General features: G+C 55.2%; 17 protein-coding genes. 14 read left to right on the forward strand and 3 right to left on the reverse strand.

Annotated features, from left to right (window positions below; all coding sequences use genetic code 11):
• Positions 1-42: 42 nt before the first annotated feature.
• Together yfbR and alaA are read right to left on the reverse strand one after the other, a co-directional pair.
• Entirely contained in the window at positions 43-642 is a 600-nt protein-coding gene (yfbR, locus tag USH94_RS01240) for a 5'-deoxynucleotidase (RefSeq protein WP_111965270.1), read from the reverse strand.
• Between the two features lie 94 nt (positions 643-736).
• A complete protein-coding gene (gene alaA / locus USH94_RS01245; RefSeq protein ID WP_008500204.1) occupies positions 737-1,951 on the reverse strand; it encodes an alanine transaminase AlaA in 1,215 nt (404 codons plus the stop codon).
• A 937-nt stretch (positions 1,952-2,888) separates the two neighbouring features.
• On the opposite strand from alaA, the gene lrhA reads away from it, so the two are divergent.
• The 14 genes from lrhA to nuoN all read left to right on the forward strand — a co-directional run bounded on the left by lrhA (position 2,889) and on the right by nuoN (position 19,398).
• On the forward strand, positions 2,889-3,827 hold the full coding sequence (gene lrhA / locus USH94_RS01250) for a transcriptional regulator LrhA (protein ID WP_111965271.1): 939 nt from the start codon (positions 2,889-2,891) through the stop codon (positions 3,825-3,827).
• Between the two features lie 630 nt (positions 3,828-4,457).
• Positions 4,458-4,898, forward strand: coding sequence for an NADH-quinone oxidoreductase subunit NuoA (nuoA, locus tag USH94_RS01255; protein WP_014171000.1), 441 nt, complete (start codon positions 4,458-4,460; stop codon positions 4,896-4,898).
• Positions 4,899-4,913: 15 nt separating this feature from the next.
• Positions 4,914-5,588 carry an NADH-quinone oxidoreductase subunit NuoB gene (gene nuoB / locus USH94_RS01260; RefSeq protein WP_003861482.1) on the forward strand — a complete coding sequence of 225 codons (675 nt, stop codon included), beginning with the start codon at positions 4,914-4,916 and terminating at the stop codon, positions 5,586-5,588.
• Between the two features lie 89 nt (positions 5,589-5,677).
• Entirely contained in the window at positions 5,678-7,480 is a 1,803-nt protein-coding gene (nuoC, locus tag USH94_RS01265) for an NADH-quinone oxidoreductase subunit C/D (RefSeq protein WP_023312537.1), read from the forward strand.
• A 2-nt stretch (positions 7,481-7,482) separates the two neighbouring features.
• Positions 7,483-7,983 carry an NADH-quinone oxidoreductase subunit NuoE gene (gene nuoE / locus USH94_RS01270; protein ID WP_006176513.1) on the forward strand — a complete coding sequence of 167 codons (501 nt, stop codon included), beginning with the start codon at positions 7,483-7,485 and terminating at the stop codon, positions 7,981-7,983.
• Positions 7,980-9,317 carry an NADH-quinone oxidoreductase subunit NuoF gene (nuoF, locus tag USH94_RS01275; protein ID WP_111965272.1) on the forward strand — a complete coding sequence of 446 codons (1,338 nt, stop codon included), beginning with the start codon at positions 7,980-7,982 and terminating at the stop codon, positions 9,315-9,317. The genes nuoE and nuoF overlap by 4 nt, the downstream gene beginning before the upstream one ends.
• Before the next feature lie 55 nt (positions 9,318-9,372).
• Complete coding sequence (gene nuoG, locus USH94_RS01280; RefSeq protein WP_127731786.1) at positions 9,373-12,096, forward strand: NADH-quinone oxidoreductase subunit NuoG; 2,724 nt, start codon at positions 9,373-9,375, stop codon at positions 12,094-12,096.
• Positions 12,093-13,070 carry an NADH-quinone oxidoreductase subunit NuoH gene (gene nuoH, locus USH94_RS01285; protein ID WP_008500211.1) on the forward strand — a complete coding sequence of 326 codons (978 nt, stop codon included), beginning with the start codon at positions 12,093-12,095 and terminating at the stop codon, positions 13,068-13,070. The genes nuoG and nuoH overlap by 4 nt, the downstream gene beginning before the upstream one ends.
• Positions 13,071-13,083: 13 nt before the next feature.
• Positions 13,084-13,626, forward strand: coding sequence for an NADH-quinone oxidoreductase subunit NuoI (gene nuoI, locus USH94_RS01290; protein WP_003861491.1), 543 nt, complete (start codon positions 13,084-13,086; stop codon positions 13,624-13,626).
• 10 nt (positions 13,627-13,636) lie between these two features.
• A complete protein-coding gene (gene nuoJ / locus USH94_RS01295) occupies positions 13,637-14,191 on the forward strand; it encodes an NADH-quinone oxidoreductase subunit J (protein WP_008500212.1) in 555 nt (184 codons plus the stop codon).
• Complete coding sequence (nuoK, locus tag USH94_RS01300; protein ID WP_003861496.1) at positions 14,188-14,490, forward strand: NADH-quinone oxidoreductase subunit NuoK; 303 nt, start codon at positions 14,188-14,190, stop codon at positions 14,488-14,490. Before nuoJ ends, nuoK begins: the two co-directional genes overlap by 4 nt.
• On the forward strand, positions 14,487-16,328 hold the full coding sequence (nuoL, locus tag USH94_RS01305) for an NADH-quinone oxidoreductase subunit L (RefSeq protein ID WP_111965274.1): 1,842 nt from the start codon (positions 14,487-14,489) through the stop codon (positions 16,326-16,328). Before nuoK ends, nuoL begins: the two co-directional genes overlap by 4 nt.
• Positions 16,329-16,404: 76 nt before the next feature.
• Positions 16,405-17,934 carry an NADH-quinone oxidoreductase subunit M gene (gene nuoM, locus USH94_RS01310; RefSeq protein WP_023312532.1) on the forward strand — a complete coding sequence of 510 codons (1,530 nt, stop codon included), beginning with the start codon at positions 16,405-16,407 and terminating at the stop codon, positions 17,932-17,934.
• A 6-nt stretch (positions 17,935-17,940) separates the two neighbouring features.
• Positions 17,941-19,398, forward strand: a complete 1,458-nt coding sequence (gene nuoN, locus USH94_RS01315) for an NADH-quinone oxidoreductase subunit NuoN (protein WP_023312531.1) — start codon at positions 17,941-17,943, stop codon at positions 19,396-19,398.
• A gap of 103 nt (positions 19,399-19,501) precedes the next feature.
• Here nuoN and USH94_RS01320 read toward each other — a convergent pair whose 3' ends face one another.
• Positions 19,502-20,506 carry a chemotaxis protein gene (locus USH94_RS01320; RefSeq protein WP_023312530.1) on the reverse strand — a complete coding sequence of 335 codons (1,005 nt, stop codon included), beginning with the start codon at positions 20,504-20,506 and terminating at the stop codon, positions 19,502-19,504.
• Between the last annotated feature and the right edge of the window lie 4 nt (positions 20,507-20,510).

Here is a 20,510-nt window from a genome sequence, read left to right on the forward strand (position 1 = left end):
AAACGTAGGCCGGGTAAGGCGAAGCCGCCACCCGGCGAAAAATTACAACGGCGAATCCTGGCTAATCTCATCCAGCGATAAATGGAAGCTCGGTACAAACACCTGCATAAAGTAATCCATCTCTTCGCTGCGGCGGGATTCCAGCGTTTTTTCCAGGCGCGTTTTTGCCAGCAAAAATTCGTTATTCCCTGCGGACAGCTCTTCGAGACACTTCAGATAGGCACAAAGCGCGTCCGCCTGCTTGACCAGCGACTTTTCATCTTCCGTGTACTGATGCTCATCGATGAGCGGCTCAAAGATGTCGCGCAGCTCTTCCGGCACCATCTCAATCAGCTTCTGCTGGGCCATTTTCTCGATGGCCTTATATTCCTGCGCAATCTGCGAGTTGAAATATTTCACCGGCGTAGGCAGATCGCCGGTCAGCACTTCTGACGCATCATGGTACATCGCCAGCAGTGCAATGCGCTCTGCATTGACCTGACCGTTGAATTTGCGGTTTTTAATGGCGGCCAGCGCGTGAGCAACCATCGCAACCTGCAGGCTGTGCTCTGACACATTTTCCGTGCGGACATTGCGCATCAGCGGCCAGCGGTTGATGAGTTTCAGGCGGGATAGGTGGGCAAAGAAATGACTCTGACTCATAGGTTACCTTTTGTCTTCACTGCGACAGGCGTTCATTGTGCGGGGAGGGGAGGGAAGATGCAAATCAGGCTACCGAAGTAGCCTGATTTTAAGATTACTGATGGTATCCAGAGAGGAAGCGACCAAAGCGGCTGATGGCCATTTCGAGGTCATCTTCGCGCGGCAGCGTCACGATGCGCACATGATCCGGCCACGGCCAGTTAAACGCCGTGCCCTGAACCAGCAGCACTTTTTCCTGCAGCAGGAAATCGAGCACCATTTTTTGGTCGTCGTGAATATTGAAGCGCTTCGCGTCAATTTTCGGGAACATATAGAGCGCCCCGTTCGGCTTCACGCAGGAGACGCCCGGGATATCGTTGATCAGCTCCCACGCGCGGTTACGCTGTTCGTACAGGCGACCACCGGGCACGATAAACTCGCTAATGCTCTGATAGCCGCCGAGTGCGGTCTGGATCGCGTGCTGTGCCGGAACGTTGGCGCATAAACGCATGGAAGCCAGCATCTCCAGCCCTTCAATATAGCCTTTGGCGTGCTTTTTCGGACCGTTCAGTACCATCCAGCCCTGACGGAAACCGGCCACGCGGTAGGTTTTGGACAGGCCGTTAAAGGTGACGGTCAGCAGATCCGGGGCCAGCGCTGCGATTGAGTGGTGCTGTGCCGCGTCGTACAGGATCTTGTCGTAAATTTCGTCGGCAAAGATGATCAGGTTGTGCTGGCGGGCGAGCTCGACTATCTCCATCAGCAGCTCTTTTGAGTATACCGCGCCCGTTGGATTGTTCGGGTTAATGATCACGATGCCGCGCGTGCGGGGCGTGATTTTTGCGCGAATATCATCGAGGTCCGGGAACCAGTCGGAGGACTCGTCGCAAAGATAGTGCACGGCCTTACCGCTGGACAGGGATACTGCAGCCGTCCACAGCGGATAGTCCGGTGCGGGAACCAGCATTTCGTCCCCGCTGTTCAGCAGTGCCTGCATCGCCTGCACGATCAGTTCGGAGACGCCGTTGCCAATATAAATATCTTCAACGGTAACATCACGCATGCCGCGTGCCTGGTAATGCTGCATGATGGCTTTACGTGCGGAGTAAAGTCCTTTTGAATCGCAATAGCCTTGTGCAGTAGGAAGGTTGCGGATCACATCAACCAGAATTTCATCCGGCGCTTCAAAACCAAATGGCGCAGGGTTACCAATGTTGAGTTTCAGAACCTTGTTGCCCTCTTCTTCAAGGCGTTTTGCCTCTTTCAGAACCGGGCCGCGGATGTCATAACAGACGTTATCTAGCTTGCTGGATTTTTCGATAGGGGACATGAACCTTTAACCTTTTCGCTATTATTGCCGCTCCCTGCCGTGGAAGTCAGCACGGAATAATGTACTCCCCCCTCGCTTCGTTTTGAAGGGTGTGCAGTAGAAGATTTTGTGCCGGCAGCAAAAAATTGATAAATCTTTTTCGCTGCACATTCGCTTTTATACTGGCTTAAAGTTGCACTTACGGTACCAGGATGGGTCGAATGTGCTATTAATTTGTCAAAATCATGTATATTGTGCTGAATAAAATAAGTGGTGAGCCGGACGACGGTAGCAATCACCCTGAGTGACTTTTCGTAAATCCTGAATGCTTGAGGAATGATCCTGTAAAAGCATAATGTGGCTAAAAGTTACTCATGTGAAATTAATGTTAAGTGCCATTAATGAATGGTCTTAATCTAAATTAAAATTTATTTATTATTAACCTATAAAATGCAACTTTAGTTAATTTTAATAAAATTAGTTTAGAAGCTTAACATTCTTCTTTAATCCTCAATATTGCAATAAGACTTATAAATAAAGTGGATTTGGGTTAAGATGTCTTACAGGAAAGCAGGGGGCAGATACACGGCTTTTGTATATCTGTAACTGATTTTCCGAATTAATTGATTGTTATTGTTGGAGTTATCTCTGGCTGGAATGTGTCGAACATCTCCTGCTACGTTGACAGCGCTGCGATAAAGATGGCAGAAAAGGTGTTATACCTTTAATGTAATTTACATAAACCTGCGAACATCTAAATATCCTGAACGTTTAAGAGAATAAAAATAACGTCATGAAACGTGCTTTCTGACTGTTGATATAAAGCAGCACAATAACTATCTGTCAGGCAGTCTGCCGGGCCGGGATGCGAGGGAAAACCTTCAGAGGGAATTGCTTAACTGTTACACACAGCTTCAACCCGGGCAGCTCCGCACGAGCAACCTGAAAGTGAATAGATATGATAAATGCAAATCGTCCGATAATGAATCTCGACCTCGATCTGCTGAGAACGTTTGTTGCGGTCGCCGATCTCAACACTTTTGCAGCAGCTGCTGCCGCCGTTTGCCGAACTCAGTCCGCCGTCAGCCAGCAAATGCAGCGGCTTGAGCAACTGGTTGGTAAAGAGCTTTTTGCGCGTCATGGGCGTAATAAGCTCTTAACGGAACACGGTATTCAGCTTCTGGGTTATGCCAGGAAAATTCTTCGCTTTAATGATGAAGCATGTATGTCATTAATGTTTAGCAACCTACAAGGGGTGCTAACGTTAGGCGCATCTGATGAGTCAGCGGATACAATATTGCCGTTTCTTCTCAACCGTATTAGTTCGGTTTATCCGAAGCTTGCACTGGACGTTAGCGTAAAGCGTAATGCTTTTATGGTTGAGATGTTAAATGAGAATAAAGTCGACCTGGTGGTGACTACGCATCGTCCCGGGCAGTTTGATTGCCTGACGCTGCGTACATCGCCTACGCACTGGTATTGCGCAGCCGAATACGTGCTGCAAAAAGGGGAACCGGTTCCGCTGGTCTTGCTTGATGATCCGAGCCCGTTCCGCGATATGGTGCTCACGGCGCTGAATGAGGCCAACATTCCGTGGCGTCTGGCGTATGTGGCTTCCACGTTGCCAGCGGTTCGTGCCGCCGTGAAGGCCGGTCTGGGCGTAACGGCGCGTCCGGTAGAGATGATGAGCCCCGATCTGCGCGTTCTGGGAAAATCCGATGGCCTGCCTGCGCTGCCGGATACGGAATATCTGCTCTGCCACAATTCGTCCAGCCATAACGAGCTGGCAAAGGTGGTGTTCGACGCGATGGAAAACTACCATAACCCGTGGCAGTTCGAGCGCGTTACCTCCGAAGGGGGGGATGATTCCCTGATCGTTGAAGGGGATTTTGAGTGATCGCCAGCTCAAAATTCTGGTAACAAAATGTAAGTGTAAAAAAAGGCCACTCGTGTGATTTTCGCATGCAGTGGCTTTTTTTTAGCAATAATATCCGCTTATAGCATATGGATTTTCAGGATACTCTCTATTTATCAATCAGCTAAATGATTTTGCTTACATATTGTCCGTTTTCCGTTCTAACTTCATCCATATCCCTCTCATGTTAAAAAAACAGGAAATATGTTGCCGTTTTCCTGGTTGAATTAACAAAAGCGTGTCACAGATCAAGAAAATACTCCTATTTGGGGGGAGGAATCGTTGGCAAATCCTGTCAAAATAGGAGGGTTATTTTTTTTACTTCCGAAACGGACACGATTCAACAACATACATTTGACGGAAAGTCATGCACCCACCAGGGTTAAAGGGCACCAAATGTTAATGAGAATCGCTCGATGTAATTTAATGTGAAGAAACCTTTGTTAAAGTTGACAATAGGTTATAGAAAGGAGTAAAAAACCCCATCATTTTGCTGTCTACGTCTCATTTCTGACAGTTAGTGTAAGGTTATTTGTTCCTCCCCATGAATCGATGTGATGCCCATCTGCCAGCAAGAGCAGTGTCGTTGGTATCACTTTTGATGAGTAAGCAATGAGTATGTCAACATCCACAGAAGTCATCGCTCATCACTGGGCATTCGCAATCTTTCTTATTGTAGCCATTGGCCTGTGCTGCCTGATGTTAGTCGGCGGCTGGTTCCTGGGCGGTCGCGCCCGTGCAAGGCACAAAAACACACCTTTCGAATCAGGTATTGATTCAGTAGGTTCCGCTCGCTTACGCCTGTCTGCCAAGTTCTATCTGGTAGCCATGTTCTTCGTCATCTTCGACGTGGAAGCGCTTTACCTTTTCGCATGGTCGACGTCCATCCGCGAAAGTGGTTGGGTGGGCTTTGTCGAGGCCGCAATTTTCATTTTAGTGCTACTGGCCGGTCTGGTTTATCTGGTGCGTATTGGCGCGCTTGACTGGACGCCTGCGCGTTCACGTCGTGAACACATCAACCCGGAAAACAGTATCTCTAATCGTCAGCAGTAACAGCGAGGCAATAAGATGGATTATACGCTCACCCGCATAGATCCTAACGGTGAGAATGACCGTTACCCCCTGCAAAAACAGGAGATCGTAACCGACCCCCTGGAGCAAGAAGTCAATAAAAGCGTGTACATGGGCAAACTCGAACATGCCATGCACGATATGGTCAACTGGGGTCGTAAGAACTCCATCTGGCCTTACAACTTTGGCCTTTCTTGCTGCTACGTTGAAATGGTGACGTCATTCACTGCGGTGCATGACGTTGCGCGTTTTGGGGCAGAGGTACTGCGTGCTTCCCCACGTCAGGCTGACCTGATGGTGGTAGCCGGTACGTGCTTTACCAAAATGGCACCTGTTATTCAGCGTCTTTATGACCAGATGCTGGAGCCTAAATGGGTTATCTCCATGGGGGCATGTGCAAACTCTGGCGGTATGTACGACATCTATTCCGTCGTACAGGGCGTAGATAAATTTATCCCAGTGGATGTGTACATCCCGGGTTGTCCGCCACGTCCGGAAGCTTACATGCAGGCGCTGATGCTGCTGCAGGAGTCTATCGGTAAAGAACGTCGCCCACTGTCGTGGGTTGTTGGCGATCAGGGTGTGTATCGCGCGAACATGCAGTCTGAGCGCGAGCGTAAACGTGGTGAACGTATTGCCGTCACCAATCTGCGTACGCCTGACGAAATTTAAATTGCGCCTGTAGGCCTGGAGAACACCTTCGCATATCACTACTCAAATAGCGCGAAGCCAGGCTCAACAGTCACCACGGACCATTTGCAATGGTGAACAATATGACCGACTTAACCGCGCAAGAAGCCGCCTGGCAGACCCGGGATCATCTGGATGACCCAGTCATTGGCGAACTGCGCAACCGTTTTGGGCCGGATGCCTTTACTGTTCAGGCTACCCGCACCGGGGTACCCGTTGTTTGGGTGAAGCGTGAGCAATTGCTGGAAGTTGTCGATTTCCTCAAGAAATTGCCAAAACCGTACGTCATGCTGTTTGACTTACACGGCATGGATGAACGTCTGCGTACCCACCGCCAGGGTCTCCCTGCTGCGGACTTTTCCGTTTTCTACCACCTGATCTCAATAGACCGTAATACGGATATCATGCTCAAGGTGGCATTGTCTGAAAACGACATGCATTTGCCGACGATCACCAAACTTTTCCCGAACGCCAACTGGTATGAGCGTGAAACCTGGGAAATGTTCGGCATGACCTTCGACGGCCACCCGCACCTGACGCGCATCATGATGCCGCAGACCTGGACCGGCCACCCGCTGCGTAAAGACTACCCGGCACGTGCAACCGAATTCGATCCGTTTGAGCTGACTAAAGCCAAGCAGGATCTGGAGATGGAAGCGCTGACCTTCAAACCGGAAGACTGGGGCATGAAGCGCGGTACCGACAACGAGGACTTCATGTTCCTCAACCTAGGTCCGAACCACCCGTCTGCGCACGGTGCATTCCGTATTATTCTTCAGCTCGATGGCGAAGAGATTGTCGACTGCGTGCCTGACATTGGCTACCACCACCGTGGTGCTGAGAAGATGGGCGAGCGTCAGTCCTGGCACAGCTACATTCCGTACACCGACCGTATCGAGTACCTCGGCGGCTGCGTCAACGAGATGCCATACGTGCTGGCCGTTGAGAAACTGGCCGGTATTGTTACGCCGGATCGCGTCAACGTGATTCGCGTCATGCTGTCAGAACTGTTCCGTATCAACAGCCACCTGCTGTACATCTCCACGTTCATTCAGGACGTCGGCGCGATGACCCCGGTGTTCTTCGCCTTTACCGACCGTCAGAAAATCTACGATCTGGTAGAAGCCATTACCGGTTTCCGTATGCACCCGGCCTGGTTCCGCATCGGCGGTGTGGCGCACGATCTGCCGCGCGGCTGGGACCGTCTGCTGCGTGAATTCCTCGACTGGATGCCAAAACGTCTGGCGTCTTACGAGAAAGCCGCGCTGCGTAACACCATCCTGAAAGGCCGTTCCCAGGGCGTTGCTGCCTACGGCGCGAAAGAAGCGCTGGAGTGGGGTACGACAGGTGCAGGTCTGCGTGCGACCGGTATTGATTTCGACGTGCGTAAAGCCCGTCCTTACTCTGGCTACGAGAACTTCGACTTTGAAGTCCCGGTGGGCGGCGGTGTTTCCGACTGCTACACCCGCGTGATGCTGAAAGTGGAAGAGCTGCGCCAGAGTCTGCGCATCCTTGAGCAGTGCCTCAACAACATGCCGGAAGGCCCGTTCAAGGCGGATCACCCGCTGACGACGCCGCCGCCGAAAGAGCGCACGCTGCAACATATCGAAACCCTGATCACCCACTTCCTGCAGGTTTCCTGGGGTCCGGTCATGCCGGCGCAAGAATCCTTCCAGATGATTGAAGCGACCAAGGGTATTAACAGTTACTACCTGACCAGTGACGGCAGCACCATGAGCTACCGTACCCGCGTGCGTACGCCGAGCTTTGCGCACCTGCAGCAGATCCCGTCCGCCATCCGCGGCAGTCTGGTCTCTGACCTGATTGTGTATCTGGGTAGTATCGATTTTGTTATGTCAGATGTGGACCGCTAATTATGCACGAGAATCAACAACCACAAACCGAGGCTTTTGAGCTGAGTGAAGCAGAACGTGCCGCCATTGAGCACGAGATGCACCACTACGAAGACCCGCGTGCGGCGTCCATTGAAGCGCTGAAAATCGTACAGAAACAGCGTGGTTGGGTGCCGGATGGGGCGATCTATGAGATCGCGAAAGTGCTGGGTATTCCGGCAAGTGACGTAGAAGGCGTAGCCACGTTCTACAGCCAGATCTTCCGTCAGCCGGTTGGCCGCCATGTGATCCGCTACTGTGACAGCGTTGTCTGCCACATCACCGGTTATCAGGGCATCCAGGCTGCGATTGAGAAGAAGCTCAATATCAAGCCGGGCCAGACCACGTTCGACGGCCGCTTTACGCTGCTGCCAACCTGCTGCCTGGGTAACTGCGACAAGGGGCCGACCATGATGATTGATGAGGACACTCACAGCCATCTGACGCCGGAAGCGATTCCTGACCTGCTGGAGCAGTACAAATGAAAACTGTAATTCGTACTGCTGAGACGCATCCGCTGACCTGGCGTCTGCGTGATGACAAACAGCCGGTATGGCTCGAAGAATATCAGAGCAAAAACGGCTATGCCGGCGCGCGTAAAGCCCTTGGCGGCATGGCGCCGGACGACATCGTTAACGCGGTAAAAGAGTCTGGCCTGAAAGGGCGCGGCGGTGCGGGCTTCTCCACCGGTCTGAAGTGGAGCCTGATGCCAAAAGACGAATCCATGAACATCCGTTACCTGCTGTGTAACGCCGATGAAATGGAGCCGGGTACCTATAAAGACCGTCTGCTGATGGAGCAGCTGCCGCACCTGCTGGTGGAAGGCATGCTGATTTCCGCGTTCGCGCTGAAAGCGTACCGTGGCTACATCTTCCTGCGCGGTGAGTACATCGAAGCGGCAGAAAACCTGCGTCGCGCGATTGCCGAAGCCACCGAAGCGGGCCTGTTGGGTAAAAACATCCTGGGCACCGGGTTTGACTTCGAACTGTTCGTGCACACCGGCGCCGGGCGTTATATCTGCGGTGAAGAAACCGCGCTGATTAACTCCCTGGAAGGCCGCCGCGCGAACCCGCGTTCCAAGCCACCGTTCCCGGCAAGCTCCGGCGTATGGGGTAAACCGACCTGCGTAAACAACGTCGAAACCCTGTGTAACGTTCCGGCTATCCTCGCCAACGGCGTGGAGTGGTATCAGGGCATCTCCTCAAGCAAAGATGCCGGTACCAAGCTGATGGGCTTCTCCGGTCGCGTTAAAAATCCTGGCGTCTGGGAGCTGCCGTTCGGTACCACCGCACGTGAAATTCTTGAAGACTACGCTGGCGGCATGCGTGATGGCCTGAAATTCAAAGCCTGGCAGCCGGGTGGGGCAGGGACAGACTTCCTGACCGAAGCCCACCTTGACCTGCCGATGGAATTCGAAAGTATTGGTAAAGCAGGCAGCCGTCTGGGTACGGCGCTGGCGATGGCCGTCGACCACGAGATCGGCATGGTCTCGCTGGTGCGTAACCTGGAAGAGTTCTTCGCTCGTGAGTCCTGCGGCTGGTGTACACCGTGCCGTGATGGTCTGCCGTGGAGCGTGAAGATCCTGCGTGCAATCGAACGTGGCGAAGGCCAGCCTGGCGATATCGAGACGCTTGAGCAACTGTGTCGATTCTTAGGCCCGGGTAAAACCTTCTGTGCCCACGCACCGGGTGCCGTCGAACCTCTGCAGAGCGCGATCAAATATTTCCGCGACGAGTTCGAAGCAGGCATCAAGCAGCCGTTCAGCAATACCCATGCCATCAATGGGATTCAGCCGAACCTGCTTAAAGCGCGCTGGTAACGACAAGAATTTTGATTAACGCTCGGTTTCGACCGAGCCAACTGGAAGCATGCTAATGGCTACGATTCATGTAGACGGCAAAGAATACGAAGTCAACGGGGCGGACAACCTGCTGGAAGCTTGTCTGTCTCTTGGCCTCGATATTCCGTACTTTTGCTGGCATCCGGCGCTGGGCAGCGTCGGTGCTTGCCGCCAGTGTGCGGTGAAGCAATATCAAAACGCGGAAGACACGCGTGGTCGCCTGGTGATGTCCTGTATGACGCCAGCCACCGAAGGCACTTTTATTTCGATTGACGACGAAGAAGCCAAACAGTTCCGCGAGAGCGTGGTGGAGTGGTTGATGACCAACCACCCGCACGACTGTCCGGTCTGTGAAGAGGGCGGTAACTGTCACCTTCAGGATATGACCGTGATGACCGGCCACAGCTTCCGTCGCTATCGCTTTACCAAGCGTACCCACCGTAACCAGGATCTGGGGCCGTTCATCTCTCACGAAATGAACCGCTGCATCGCCTGCTACCGCTGCGTGCGTTACTACAAAGACTATGCAGACGGTCAGGATCTGGGCGTGTATGGCGCGCATGACAACGTCTACTTCGGTCGTCCTGAAGACGGTACGCTTGAAAGCGAATTCTCCGGTAACCTGGTAGAAATCTGCCCGACCGGCGTTTTCACGGATAAAACCCACTCCGAGCGTTACAACCGTAAATGGGACATGCAGTTTGCGCCAAGCATCTGCCAGCAGTGTTCCCTCGGCTGCAACACCAGCCCGGGTGAGCGCTACGGCGAACTGCGTCGTATCGAAAACCGTTACAACGGTACTGTTAACCACTACTTCCTGTGCGACCGCGGTCGTTTCGGCTATGGCTATGTGAACCTGAAGGACCGTCCGCGTCAGCCGGTTCAACGCCGTGGCGACGACTTCATTACCCTGAACGCTGAACAGGCGATGCAGGGCGCGGCAGATATTCTGCGTCAGTCGAAGAAAGTGATCGGTATCGGCTCTCCGCGCGCCAGCATCGAAAGCAACTTCGCCCTGCGCGAGCTGGTTGGGGCGGAAAACTTCTATACCGGTATCGCCCAGGGCGAGCAGGAACGTCTGCAGCTGGTACTGAAAGTGCTGCGTGAAGGCGGTATCCATACCCCTGCGCTGCGCGAAATCGAATCCTATGATGCGGTCCTGGTGCTGGGTGAAGACCTGACGCAGACCGGCGCACGCGCGGCTCTGGCGGTTCGCCAGGCGGTGAAGGGTAAAGCACGTGAAATGGCAGCGGCGCAGAAAGTGGCTGACTGGCAGATTGCGGCAATCCTGAACATCGGCCAGCGCGCGAAGCATCCTCTGTTTGTGACCAACGTCGACAACACCCGTCTGGACGATATCGCCGCGTGGACCTACTGCGCACCGGTTGAAGATCAGGCGCGCCTCGGCTTTGCGATTGCCCACGCGCTGGACAACAGCTCACCGGCCGTTGAGCTGGATCGCGACCTGCAAAACAAGGTCGACGTGATTGTTCAGGCCCTGGCAGGTGCGAAGAAGCCGCTGATTATTTCCGGTACCAACGCCGGTAGCGCAGAGATCATTCAGGCGGCAGCCAACGTGGCCAAAGCCCTGAAAGGCCGTGGTGCGGACGTCGGCGTGACCATGATTGCCCGTGCGGTGAACAGCATTGGTCTGGGCATGATTGGCGGCGGCTCGCTGGAAGAAGCCTTAAGCGAACTGGAATCCGGTGCCGCTGACGCCGTGGTGGTGCTGGAAAACGACCTGCATCGTCATGCTTCTGCCGCTCGCGTTGACGCTGCGCTCTCCAAAGCGCCGCTGGTAATGGTGATTGACCATCAGCGCACCGCGATTATGGACAAAGCGCACCTGGTGCTCTCTGCGGCAAGCTTCGCAGAAAGCGATGGTACCGTTATCAACAACGAAGGCCGCGCGCAGCGTTTCTTCCAGGTTTACGACCCGGCGTACTACGACAGCAACACCGTGATGCTGGAAAGCTGGCGCTGGCTGCACTCCCTGCACAGCACCGTGCAGAGCCGTGAAGTGGACTGGACGCAGCTCGACCACGTTATCGACGCGGTAGTCGAAAAACTGCCTCAGCTGGCAGGCATTAAAGATGCCGCGCCTGAAGCAAGCTTCCGCATTCGCGGCCAGAAACTGGCGCGTGAACCGCACCGTTACAGTGGCCGTACTGCGATGCGTGCCAACATCAGCGTGCACGAACCGCGCCAGCCGCAGGATAAAGACACCATGTTCGCCTTCTCGATGGAAGGGAACAACCAGCCGTCTGCGCCGCGTTCGCAAATCCCGTTCGCATGGGCACCGGGCTGGAACTCCCCGCAGGCATGGAACAAGTTCCAGGCTGAAGTGGGCGGCTCCCTGCGCCACGGCGATCCGGGCGTGCGTCTGATTGAAGCCTCCGAAACCGGTCTGGACTTCTTCACCACCGTACCGGCGAGTTTCCAGGCGCAGGACGGTAGCTGGCGTATTGCCCCGTACTACCACCTGTTCGGTAGCGACGAGCTGTCCCAGCGTTCACCGGTCTTCCAGACCCGTATGCCGCAGCCGTACATCAAGCTTAACCCGGCTGATGCCGCGAAGCTTGGCGTTAACGCGGGTGCAAACATCGCCTTTAGCTATGACGGCCAGACCATCAGCCTGCCGCTGATTATTTCTGAAAGTCTGACAGCAGGGCAGGTGGGTCTGCCGATGGGTATGCCTGGCATCGCGCCGGTTCTGGCGGGTGCGCGTCTTGATAATCTGCAGGAGGCAAAAGCATGAGTTGGTTAACGCCGGATCTTATCGACATCCTGCTGAGCATTCTGAAAGCGATTGTAATCCTGCTGGTGGTGGTCACCTGCGGCGCGTTCATGAGCTTTGGTGAACGTCGTCTGCTCGGTTTGTTCCAGAACCGTTACGGACCGAACCGCGTGGGCTGGGGTGGTTCACTCCAGCTGGTCGCGGATATGATCAAGATGTTCTTTAAAGAGGACTGGATCCCGCGCTTCTCGGACCGCGTGATCTTTACTCTGGCACCGATGATCGCCTTCACCTCGCTGCTGCTGGCGTTTGCTATCGTTCCGGTCAGCCCGACCTGGGTGGTCGCTGACCTGAACATCGGCATTCTGTTCTTCCTGATGATGGCAGGCCTCGCGGTTTACGCGGTCCTGTTTGCAGGCTGGTCCAGTAACAACAAATACTCGCTGCTGGGTGCGATGCGTGCTTCCGCGCAGACCCTGAGTTACGAAGTGTTCCTGGGACTTTCCCTGATGGGCGTGGTGGCGCAGGCCGGTTCATTCAACATGACCGACATCGTCAACAACCAGGCCGACATCTGGAACGTTATTCCGCAGTTCTTTGGGTTTATTACCTTTGCCATCGCGGGCGTGGCAGTGTGTCACCGTCACCCGTTTGACCAGCCAGAAGCCGAACAGGAACTGGCCGACGGTTACCACATCGAATATTCCGGTATGAAATTCGGTCTGTTCTTCGTGGGCGAGTACATCGGTATCGTCACCATTTCCGCGTTGATGGTAACGCTGTTCTTCGGTGGCTGGCATGGCCCGTTCTTACCGCCGTTCATCTGGTTCGCGCTGAAAACCGCGTTCTTCATGATGATGTTCATTTTGATTCGCGCAGCGTTACCGCGTCCGCGTTATGACCAGGTAATGTCCTTCGGCTGGAAAGTGTGCCTGCCGCTGACGCTCGTCAACTTGTTGGTAACGGCCGCTGTCATTCTCTGGCAGCAGCCATAAGGGGCAATAGACCATGACCTTAAAAGAATTACTGGTAGGCTTCGGTACCCAGGTACGCAGTATCTGGATGATCGGCCTGCACGCGTTTGCCAAACGCGAAACCCGGATGTACCCGGAAGAGCCGGTATATCTGCCGCCGCGCTACCGTGGCCGTATCGTGCTGACGCGCGACCCGGACGGTTCCGAGCGCTGCGTTGCCTGTAACCTGTGTGCGGTAGCGTGTCCGGTAGGCTGTATCTCTCTGCAGAAAGCCGAGACGGTAGACGGCCGCTGGTACCCTGAGTTCTTCCGCATCAACTTCTCACGCTGCATTTTCTGCGGTCTGTGTGAAGAAGCGTGCCCAACCACGGCGATTCAGCTGACTCCAGACTTCGAGCTGGGTGAGTACAAGCGTCAGGACCTGGTGTACGAGAAAGAGGATCTGCTGATTTCCGGTCCGGGCAAATACCCGGAATATAACTTCTACCGGATGGCGGGTATGGCAATCGACGGCAAAGATAAGGGTGAAGCAGAGAACGAAGCTAAGCCTATCGACGTCAAGAGCCTGTTACCGTAAGGAGAGGGCAATGGAATTCGCTTTTTATATCTGTGGCCTTATCGCCATCCTGGCTACGCTGCGAGTGATTACGCACACCAATCCGGTGCATGCGCTGCTGTACTTAATCATCTCGCTGCTGGCCATTTCCGGGGTGTTCTTCGCACTGGGCGCGCACTTCGCTGGTGCGCTGGAAATCATCGTCTACGCCGGGGCCATCATGGTGCTCTTCGTGTTCGTGGTGATGATGCTGAACCTGGGCGGCTCTGAAATTGAGCAGGAACGTCAGTGGTTAAAACCGCAGGTGTGGATCGGCCCGGCAATTTTGTCGGCCATCATGCTGGTGGTGATCGTGTACGCCATTCTGGGTGTTAACGATCAGGGCATCGACGGCACGCCAATTGGCGCGAAAGAGGTAGGTATCACGCTCTTTGGCCCATACGTTCTGGCGGTTGAACTGGCCTCAATGCTGCTGCTGGCAGGTCTGGTTGTTGCTTTCCACGTTGGCCGCGAAGAGCGTGCTGGCGAGGTGCTGAGCAACCGCACTGACGACCGCGCGAAAAGAAAAACGGAGGAGCGCGCATGATCCCCTTAACACATGGACTGATCCTCGCTGCGATTTTATTCGTTCTGGGTCTGACCGGTCTGGTTATCCGCCGCAATCTGCTGTTTATGCTGATCGGGCTGGAAATCATGATTAACGCCTCCGCGCTGGCCTTCGTGGTCGCCGGAAGCTACTGGGGCCAGACCGATGGTCAGGTGATGTACATTCTCGCCATCAGCCTCGCGGCTGCCGAAGCGAGTATTGGCCTGGCGCTGTTGCTGCAGCTCCATCGTCGCCGCCAGAATCTGAACATCGATTCAGTAAGTGAGTTGCGTGGATGAACATGCTTGCCTTAACCATTATTTTTCCGCTGATTGGCTTCGTGCTGCTGGCGTTTTCTCGCGGCCGCTGGTCTGAGAATCTGTCTGCGACCGTCGGCATGGGCTCTGTTGGCCTGGCTGCGCTGGTGACGGCGTATGCGGGTATCGACTTCTTTAACAACGGGCGTCAGCCTTTCAGCGTGCCGCTGTGGACCTGGATGTCGGTCGGTGATTTCAACATCGGCTTCAACCTGGTGCTGGACGGCCTCTCGCTGACCATGCTCTCCGTGGTCACCGGCGTCGGCTTCCTGATCCACATGTTCGCCTCCTGGTATATGCGCGGTGAAGAGGGGTACTCCCGCTTCTTCGCCTACACCAACCTGTTTATCGCCAGCATGGTGGTTCTGGTGCTGGCCGATAACCTGCTGCTGATGTATCTGGGCTGGGAAGGCGTAGGTCTGTGTTCTTACCTGCTGATCGGTTTCTACTATACCGATCCGAAGAATGGCGCAGCGGCCATGAAAGCATTCGTCGTGACCCGCGTGGGTGACGTCTTCCTCGCTTTCGCGCTGTTCATTCTTTACAACGAACTGGGCACGCTGAACTTCCGCGAAATGGTGGAACTGGCGCCGGCGCACTTCGCCGCAGGCAACAACATGCTGTGGTGGGCAACGCTGATGCTGCTGGGTGGTGCCGTGGGTAAATCCGCGCAGCTGCCGTTGCAGACGTGGCTGGCCGACGCGATGGCGGGTCCAACCCCTGTCTCCGCGCTGATCCACGCTGCGACCATGGTAACCGCCGGTGTTTACCTGATTGCGCGTACCCATGGCCTGTTTCTGATGACCCCGGAAATTCTGCATCTGGTGGGTATCGTCGGTGCGGTCACGCTGGTGCTGGCAGGCTTTGCCGCGCTGGTGCAGACCGACATCAAGCGCGTTCTCGCGTATTCCACCATGAGCCAGATTGGTTACATGTTCCTGGCGCTGGGCGTTCAGGCGTGGGACGCGGCCATTTTCCACCTGATGACGCACGCGTTCTTTAAAGCGCTGCTGTTCCTCTCATCCGGTTCCGTGATTCTGGCCTGCCACCACGAGCAGAACATCTTCAAAATGGGCGGACTGCGTAAGTCCATTCCGCTGGTTTATGTCTGCTTCCTGGTGGGCGGCGCGGCGCTGGCGGCACTGCCGCTGATCACCGCGGGCTTCTTCAGTAAGGACGAAATCCTTGCGGGTGCCATGGCGAATGGTCATATCAATCTGATGGTTGCAGGTCTGGTCGGTGCGTTCATGACCTCCCTGTATACCTTCCGTATGATTTTCATCGTATTCCACGGTAAAGAACAAATTCACGCTCACGCAGGGAAGGGGATTACCCATCACCTGCCGCTGATTGTGCTGCTGGTACTGTCCACCTTCGTTGGCGCGATGATTGTGCCACCGCTGCAGGGCGTATTGCCAGACACCACCGAGCTTGAGCACGGTCGCGTTCTGACGCTTGAAATCACCTCCGGTGTGGTCGCTATCGCGGGCATCCTGATCGCTGCATGGCTGTGGCTGGGCAAACGTACGCTGGTCATTGCCGTGGCCAACAGTGCGCCGGGCCGCCTGCTGGGCACCTGGTGGTACAACGCGTGGGGCTTCGACTGGCTGTACGACATGATCTTCGTTAAGCCGTTCCTGGGCATCGCGTGGCTGCTGAAGCGCGACCCGCTGAACAGCCTGATGAACATCCCGGCGATCCTTTCCCGCTTTGCAGGTAAAGGCCTGCTGTACAGCGAGAACGGTTACCTGCGCTGGTATGTGGCGTCCATGAGCATCGGTGCGGTTGTCGTGCTTGCGCTGCTGATGGTGTTGCGTTGATCGTTAAGTGAATTTTATTCGAATTCGTTGAAAATCAGGCCCCTGCTGGGGGCCTTAAAAAGGAATGTAAATCGCCATGTTACTACCCTGGCTAATATTAATTCCCTTCATCGGCGGCTTCCTGTGCTGGCAGACTGAACGCTTTGGCGTGAAGATGCCGCGCTGGATTGCGCTGATCACCATGGGATTGACGCTCGCGCTTGGCCTGCAACTGTGGTTGCAGGGCGGTTACTCACTGACCCAGTCTGCGGGCATTCCGCAGTGGCAGTCTGAGTTCATCCTGCCGTGGATCCCGCGTTTCGGCATTACGATCCACCTGGCGATTGACGGTCTGTCTCTCCTGATGGTGGTGCTGACCGGTCTGCTCGGCGTTCTGGCGGTACTCTGCTCCTGGCGAGAAATTGAAAAATACCAGGGCTTCTTCCACCTGAACCTGATGTGGATCCTGGGCGGCGTAATCGGCGTGTTCCTTGCCATCGACATGTTCCTGTTCTTCTTCTTCTGGGAGATGATGCTGGTGCCGATGTACTTCCTGATCGCGCTGTGGGGCCACAAGGCGTCCGACGGTAAAACGCGTATCACGGCGGCAACCAAGTTCTTCATCTATACCCAGGCGAGTGGTCTGGTGATGTTGATTGCCATTCTGGCGCTGGTGTTTGTTCACCACAACGCGACCGGCACCTGGACCTTTAACTACGAAGACCTGCTGAAGACCCCAATGTCGCACGGCGTTGAATATCTGCTGATGCTGGGCTTCTTCATCGCGTTCGCGGTGAAAATGCCGGTCGTTCCGCTGCACGGCTGGCTGCCAGACGCGCACTCTCAGGCACCAACGGCGGGTTCCGTTGACCTGGCGGGCATCTTGCTGAAAACGGCGGCCTACGGTCTGCTGCGTTTCGCTCTGCCGCTGTTCCCGAACGCCTCCGCAGAGTTCGCACCGATTGCCATGTGGCTGGGTGTGATCGGTATCTTCTACGGTGCCTGGATGGCCTTCACGCAGTACGACATCAAGCGTCTGATTGCCTACACCTCCGTTTCCCACATGGGCTTCGTGCTGATTGCTATCTACACCGGCAGCCAGCTGGCGTACCAGGGCGCGGTGATCCAGATGATTGCGCACGGTCTGTCTGCAGCCGGCCTCTTCATCCTGTGCGGTCAGCTGTACGAACGTCTGCATACCCGCGACATGCGTATGATGGGCGGTCTGTGGAGCAAAATTAAGTGGCTGCCAGCGCTGTCCATGTTCTTCGCGGTGGCTACCCTGGGGATGCCGGGTACCGGTAACTTCGTCGGCGAATTTATGATTCTGTTCGGCAGCTTCAAAGTGGTACCGGTGATTACCGTGATCTCCACGTTTGGTCTGGTGTTCGCTTCCGTATACTCGCTGGCGATGCTGCACCGCGCTTACTTCGGTAAAGCGAAGAGCGAAATTGCTGCACAAGAACTGCCGGGGATGTCGCTGCGTGAGCTGTTCATCATCCTGCTGCTGGTCGTACTGCTGGTGCTGCTGGGCTTCTTCCCGCAGCCAATTCTGGATACCTCGCACAGCGCGATGGGTAACATCCAGCAGTGGTTTGTTAATTCTGCTTCTACTACAAGGCCGTAATTCGCCATGACAATAACTCCACAACAACTGATCGCGCTGCTACCGCTGCTGATCGTCGGATTGACGGTGGTGGTTGTGATGCTCTCCATTGCGTGGCGACGCAATCACTTCCTGAATGCCACGCTGTCGGTCATCGGCCTGAACGCCGCGTTAGTCTCTCTCTGGTTTGTTGGTCAGGGTGGGGCGATGGACGTCACCCCGCTGATGCGCGTTGACGGTTACGCCATGCTGTATACCGGACTGGTGCTGCTGGCAAGCCTGGCAACCTGTACCTTTGCGTACCCGTGGCTCGAAGGCTACAACGACAATAAAGAAGAGTTTTACCTGCTGGTTCTGATTGCCGCGCTGGGCGGCATTCTGCTGGCGAATGCGAACCACCTGGCCGCGCTGTTCCTCGGCATTGAGCTGATATCTCTGCCGCTGTTCGGCCTGATTGGTTACGCCTTCCGTCAGAAGCGCTCCCTGGAAGCAAGCATCAAGTACACTATTCTGTCTGCTGCTGCATCCTCGTTCCTGCTGTTTGGTATTGCGCTGCTGTACGCACAGTCCGGTAATCTCTCCTTCATGGCGCTCGGCAAGAGCCTAGGCGACGGCATGCTGCATGAGCCGCTGCTGCTGGCGGGTCTGGGCATGATGATTGTTGGCCTCGGCTTCAAACTCTCTCTGGTGCCGTTCCACCTGTGGACGCCAGACGTATACCAGGGCGCTCCGGCTCCGGTGTCGACCTTCCTGGCGACGGCGAGCAAAATCGCTATCTTCGGTGTGGTCATGCGTCTGTTCCTGTACGCGCCGGTAGGTGACAGCGAAGCGGTTCGCGTGGTGCTGGGCATTATCGCGTTCGTCTCCATCATCTTCGGTAACCTGATGGCGCTGAGCCAGACCAACATCAAGCGTCTGCTGGGCTACTCGTCTATCTCTCATCTGGGCTACCTGATGGTGGCACTGATTGCGCTGCAGAGTGGCGAGATGTCGATGGAAACCGTGGGCGTGTATCTGGCCGGTTATCTGTTCAGCAGCCTCGGCGCCTTCGGCGTGGTGAGCCTGATGTCCAGCCCGTACCGTGGTCCGGATGCCGATTCACTGTTCTCCTACCGTGGCCTGTTCTGGCACCGTCCGATCCTGTCTGCGGTGATGACCGTGATGATGCTCTCTCTGGCAGGTATCCCGATGACGCTTGGCTTTATCGGTAAATTCTACGTGCTGGCCGTCGGTGTGCAGGCGCACCTGTGGTGGCTGACCGCGGGCGTGGTGATCGGTTCCGCGATTGGTCTCTACTACTACCTGCGCGTGGCCGTGAGCCTGTACCTGAGTGCGCCTCAGCAGCTCAACCGTGATGCCCCAACCAACTGGCAGTACAGCGCCGGTGGTATCGTAGTGCTTATCTCGGCGCTGCTGGTGCTGATCTTCGGTATCTATCCGCAGCCGCTGATTGATATCGTGCAGCGAGCGATGCCGCTGATGTAAAACAAAAAACCCGCCTCGGCGGGTTTTTTTATGGTTTGCCCAGCGGCGCTACGCTTGCAGGGCCTACGATTTTTGTAGGTCGGGTAAGCGAAGCGCCACCCGACTAAGCCAGCTGCTTCCTGCTTATAAGCGGCCCGTCAATCTTCTTCATCGAGCGGTCCAGCACTTCCTCAATCACCGACGACAGCTCGTTCAGCTCAAACTTCGCCACGTAACCGTCCGCCTTCACCTTACGAATATGATCTTCGTTGGCGTTACCGGAAAGGGAAGAGTGGATCACCACCGGAATGTCCTTTAATACCGGGTCGGTTTTGATTTTGCGCGTCAGCGTAAAGCCGTCCATCTCCGGCATTTCAAGATCGGTCAGCACAAGCGCGATCTTATCGGTGATGGGAACTCCCTCAGCCTGCGCCTGAGCGGCCAGTACGCCAATTTTCTCCCACGCATCTTTGCCGGTGATATGCAGCTGTGCCGGGATCTCCATCGCCTGCAGGCCTTTCTCCAGCATCGAGCGCGCGACTTTCGAATCTTCTGCGACGATTGCGACTGCGCCCGGCTTAATATGGAATTTGGTGGTCTTCAGATTGGTGGCGTGCAGATCGTGATTGGCCGGAGTGATGTCATACAGGATCTGCTCAACGTCCAGCACCATCGCCAGATCGTTGGTATCCGTTTTCTCGTCCAGGCAGGCGATGCTGGTGATGTAGCGACCGCTGACGGCGGTTTCCGCCGCGTGCACCTGCTTCCAGTCCAGACGCATGATGTTCTCAACCGACTCCACGGCAAACGCCTGCACGCTGCGCGCATATTCGGTGATCAGCAGGATATTCAGCCCGGTGGTGGGCTTACAGCCCGCCACGGCGGCCAGGTCGATCACCGGGATCACCTGATCGCGAATATTCACCATTCCCATCAGCGGTGATTTCATCCCGGCAGGTTTCGTGAACTCCGGCATCGGCACAATTTCACGCAGTTTAAAGACGTTAATGCCAAACAGCTCAGATTTATTTTCGTTAAGAGAAGTGCCAAGACGGAACAGCAACAGTTCAAAACGGTTCGACAGGGTCAGATTCGCCCTGTCATCAATATCTTTCTGGAAATTATCCATTCTA

The sequence above is a fragment of the Enterobacter sp. 148H3 genome, from assembly GCF_034107425.1.
In the GTDB taxonomy this organism is placed as follows: domain Bacteria; phylum Pseudomonadota; class Gammaproteobacteria; order Enterobacterales; family Enterobacteriaceae; genus Enterobacter; species Enterobacter vonholyi.

What these genes read in the sequence shown, in the direction of transcription:
- yfbR (WP_111965270.1), bottom strand. Translation starts at nt 642, where the DNA reads ATGAGTCAGAGTCATTTCTTTGCCCACCTATCCCGCCTGAAACTCATC.
- alaA (WP_008500204.1), bottom strand. Translation starts at nt 1,951, where the DNA reads ATGTCCCCTATCGAAAAATCCAGCAAGCTAGATAACGTCTGTTATGAC.
- lrhA (WP_111965271.1), top strand. Translation starts at nt 2,889, where the DNA reads ATGATAAATGCAAATCGTCCGATAATGAATCTCGACCTCGATCTGCTG.
- nuoA (WP_014171000.1), top strand. Translation starts at nt 4,458, where the DNA reads ATGAGTATGTCAACATCCACAGAAGTCATCGCTCATCACTGGGCATTC.
- nuoB (WP_003861482.1), top strand. Translation starts at nt 4,914, where the DNA reads ATGGATTATACGCTCACCCGCATAGATCCTAACGGTGAGAATGACCGT.
- nuoC (WP_023312537.1), top strand. Translation starts at nt 5,678, where the DNA reads ATGGTGAACAATATGACCGACTTAACCGCGCAAGAAGCCGCCTGGCAG.
- nuoE (WP_006176513.1), top strand. Translation starts at nt 7,483, where the DNA reads ATGCACGAGAATCAACAACCACAAACCGAGGCTTTTGAGCTGAGTGAA.
- nuoF (WP_111965272.1), top strand. Translation starts at nt 7,980, where the DNA reads ATGAAAACTGTAATTCGTACTGCTGAGACGCATCCGCTGACCTGGCGT.
- nuoG (WP_127731786.1), top strand. Translation starts at nt 9,373, where the DNA reads ATGGCTACGATTCATGTAGACGGCAAAGAATACGAAGTCAACGGGGCG.
- nuoH (WP_008500211.1), top strand. Translation starts at nt 12,093, where the DNA reads ATGAGTTGGTTAACGCCGGATCTTATCGACATCCTGCTGAGCATTCTG.
- nuoI (WP_003861491.1), top strand. Translation starts at nt 13,084, where the DNA reads ATGACCTTAAAAGAATTACTGGTAGGCTTCGGTACCCAGGTACGCAGT.
- nuoJ (WP_008500212.1), top strand. Translation starts at nt 13,637, where the DNA reads ATGGAATTCGCTTTTTATATCTGTGGCCTTATCGCCATCCTGGCTACG.
- nuoK (WP_003861496.1), top strand. Translation starts at nt 14,188, where the DNA reads ATGATCCCCTTAACACATGGACTGATCCTCGCTGCGATTTTATTCGTT.
- nuoL (WP_111965274.1), top strand. Translation starts at nt 14,487, where the DNA reads ATGAACATGCTTGCCTTAACCATTATTTTTCCGCTGATTGGCTTCGTG.
- nuoM (WP_023312532.1), top strand. Translation starts at nt 16,405, where the DNA reads ATGTTACTACCCTGGCTAATATTAATTCCCTTCATCGGCGGCTTCCTG.
- nuoN (WP_023312531.1), top strand. Translation starts at nt 17,941, where the DNA reads ATGACAATAACTCCACAACAACTGATCGCGCTGCTACCGCTGCTGATC.
- USH94_RS01320 (WP_023312530.1), bottom strand. Translation starts at nt 20,506, where the DNA reads ATGGATAATTTCCAGAAAGATATTGATGACAGGGCGAATCTGACCCTG.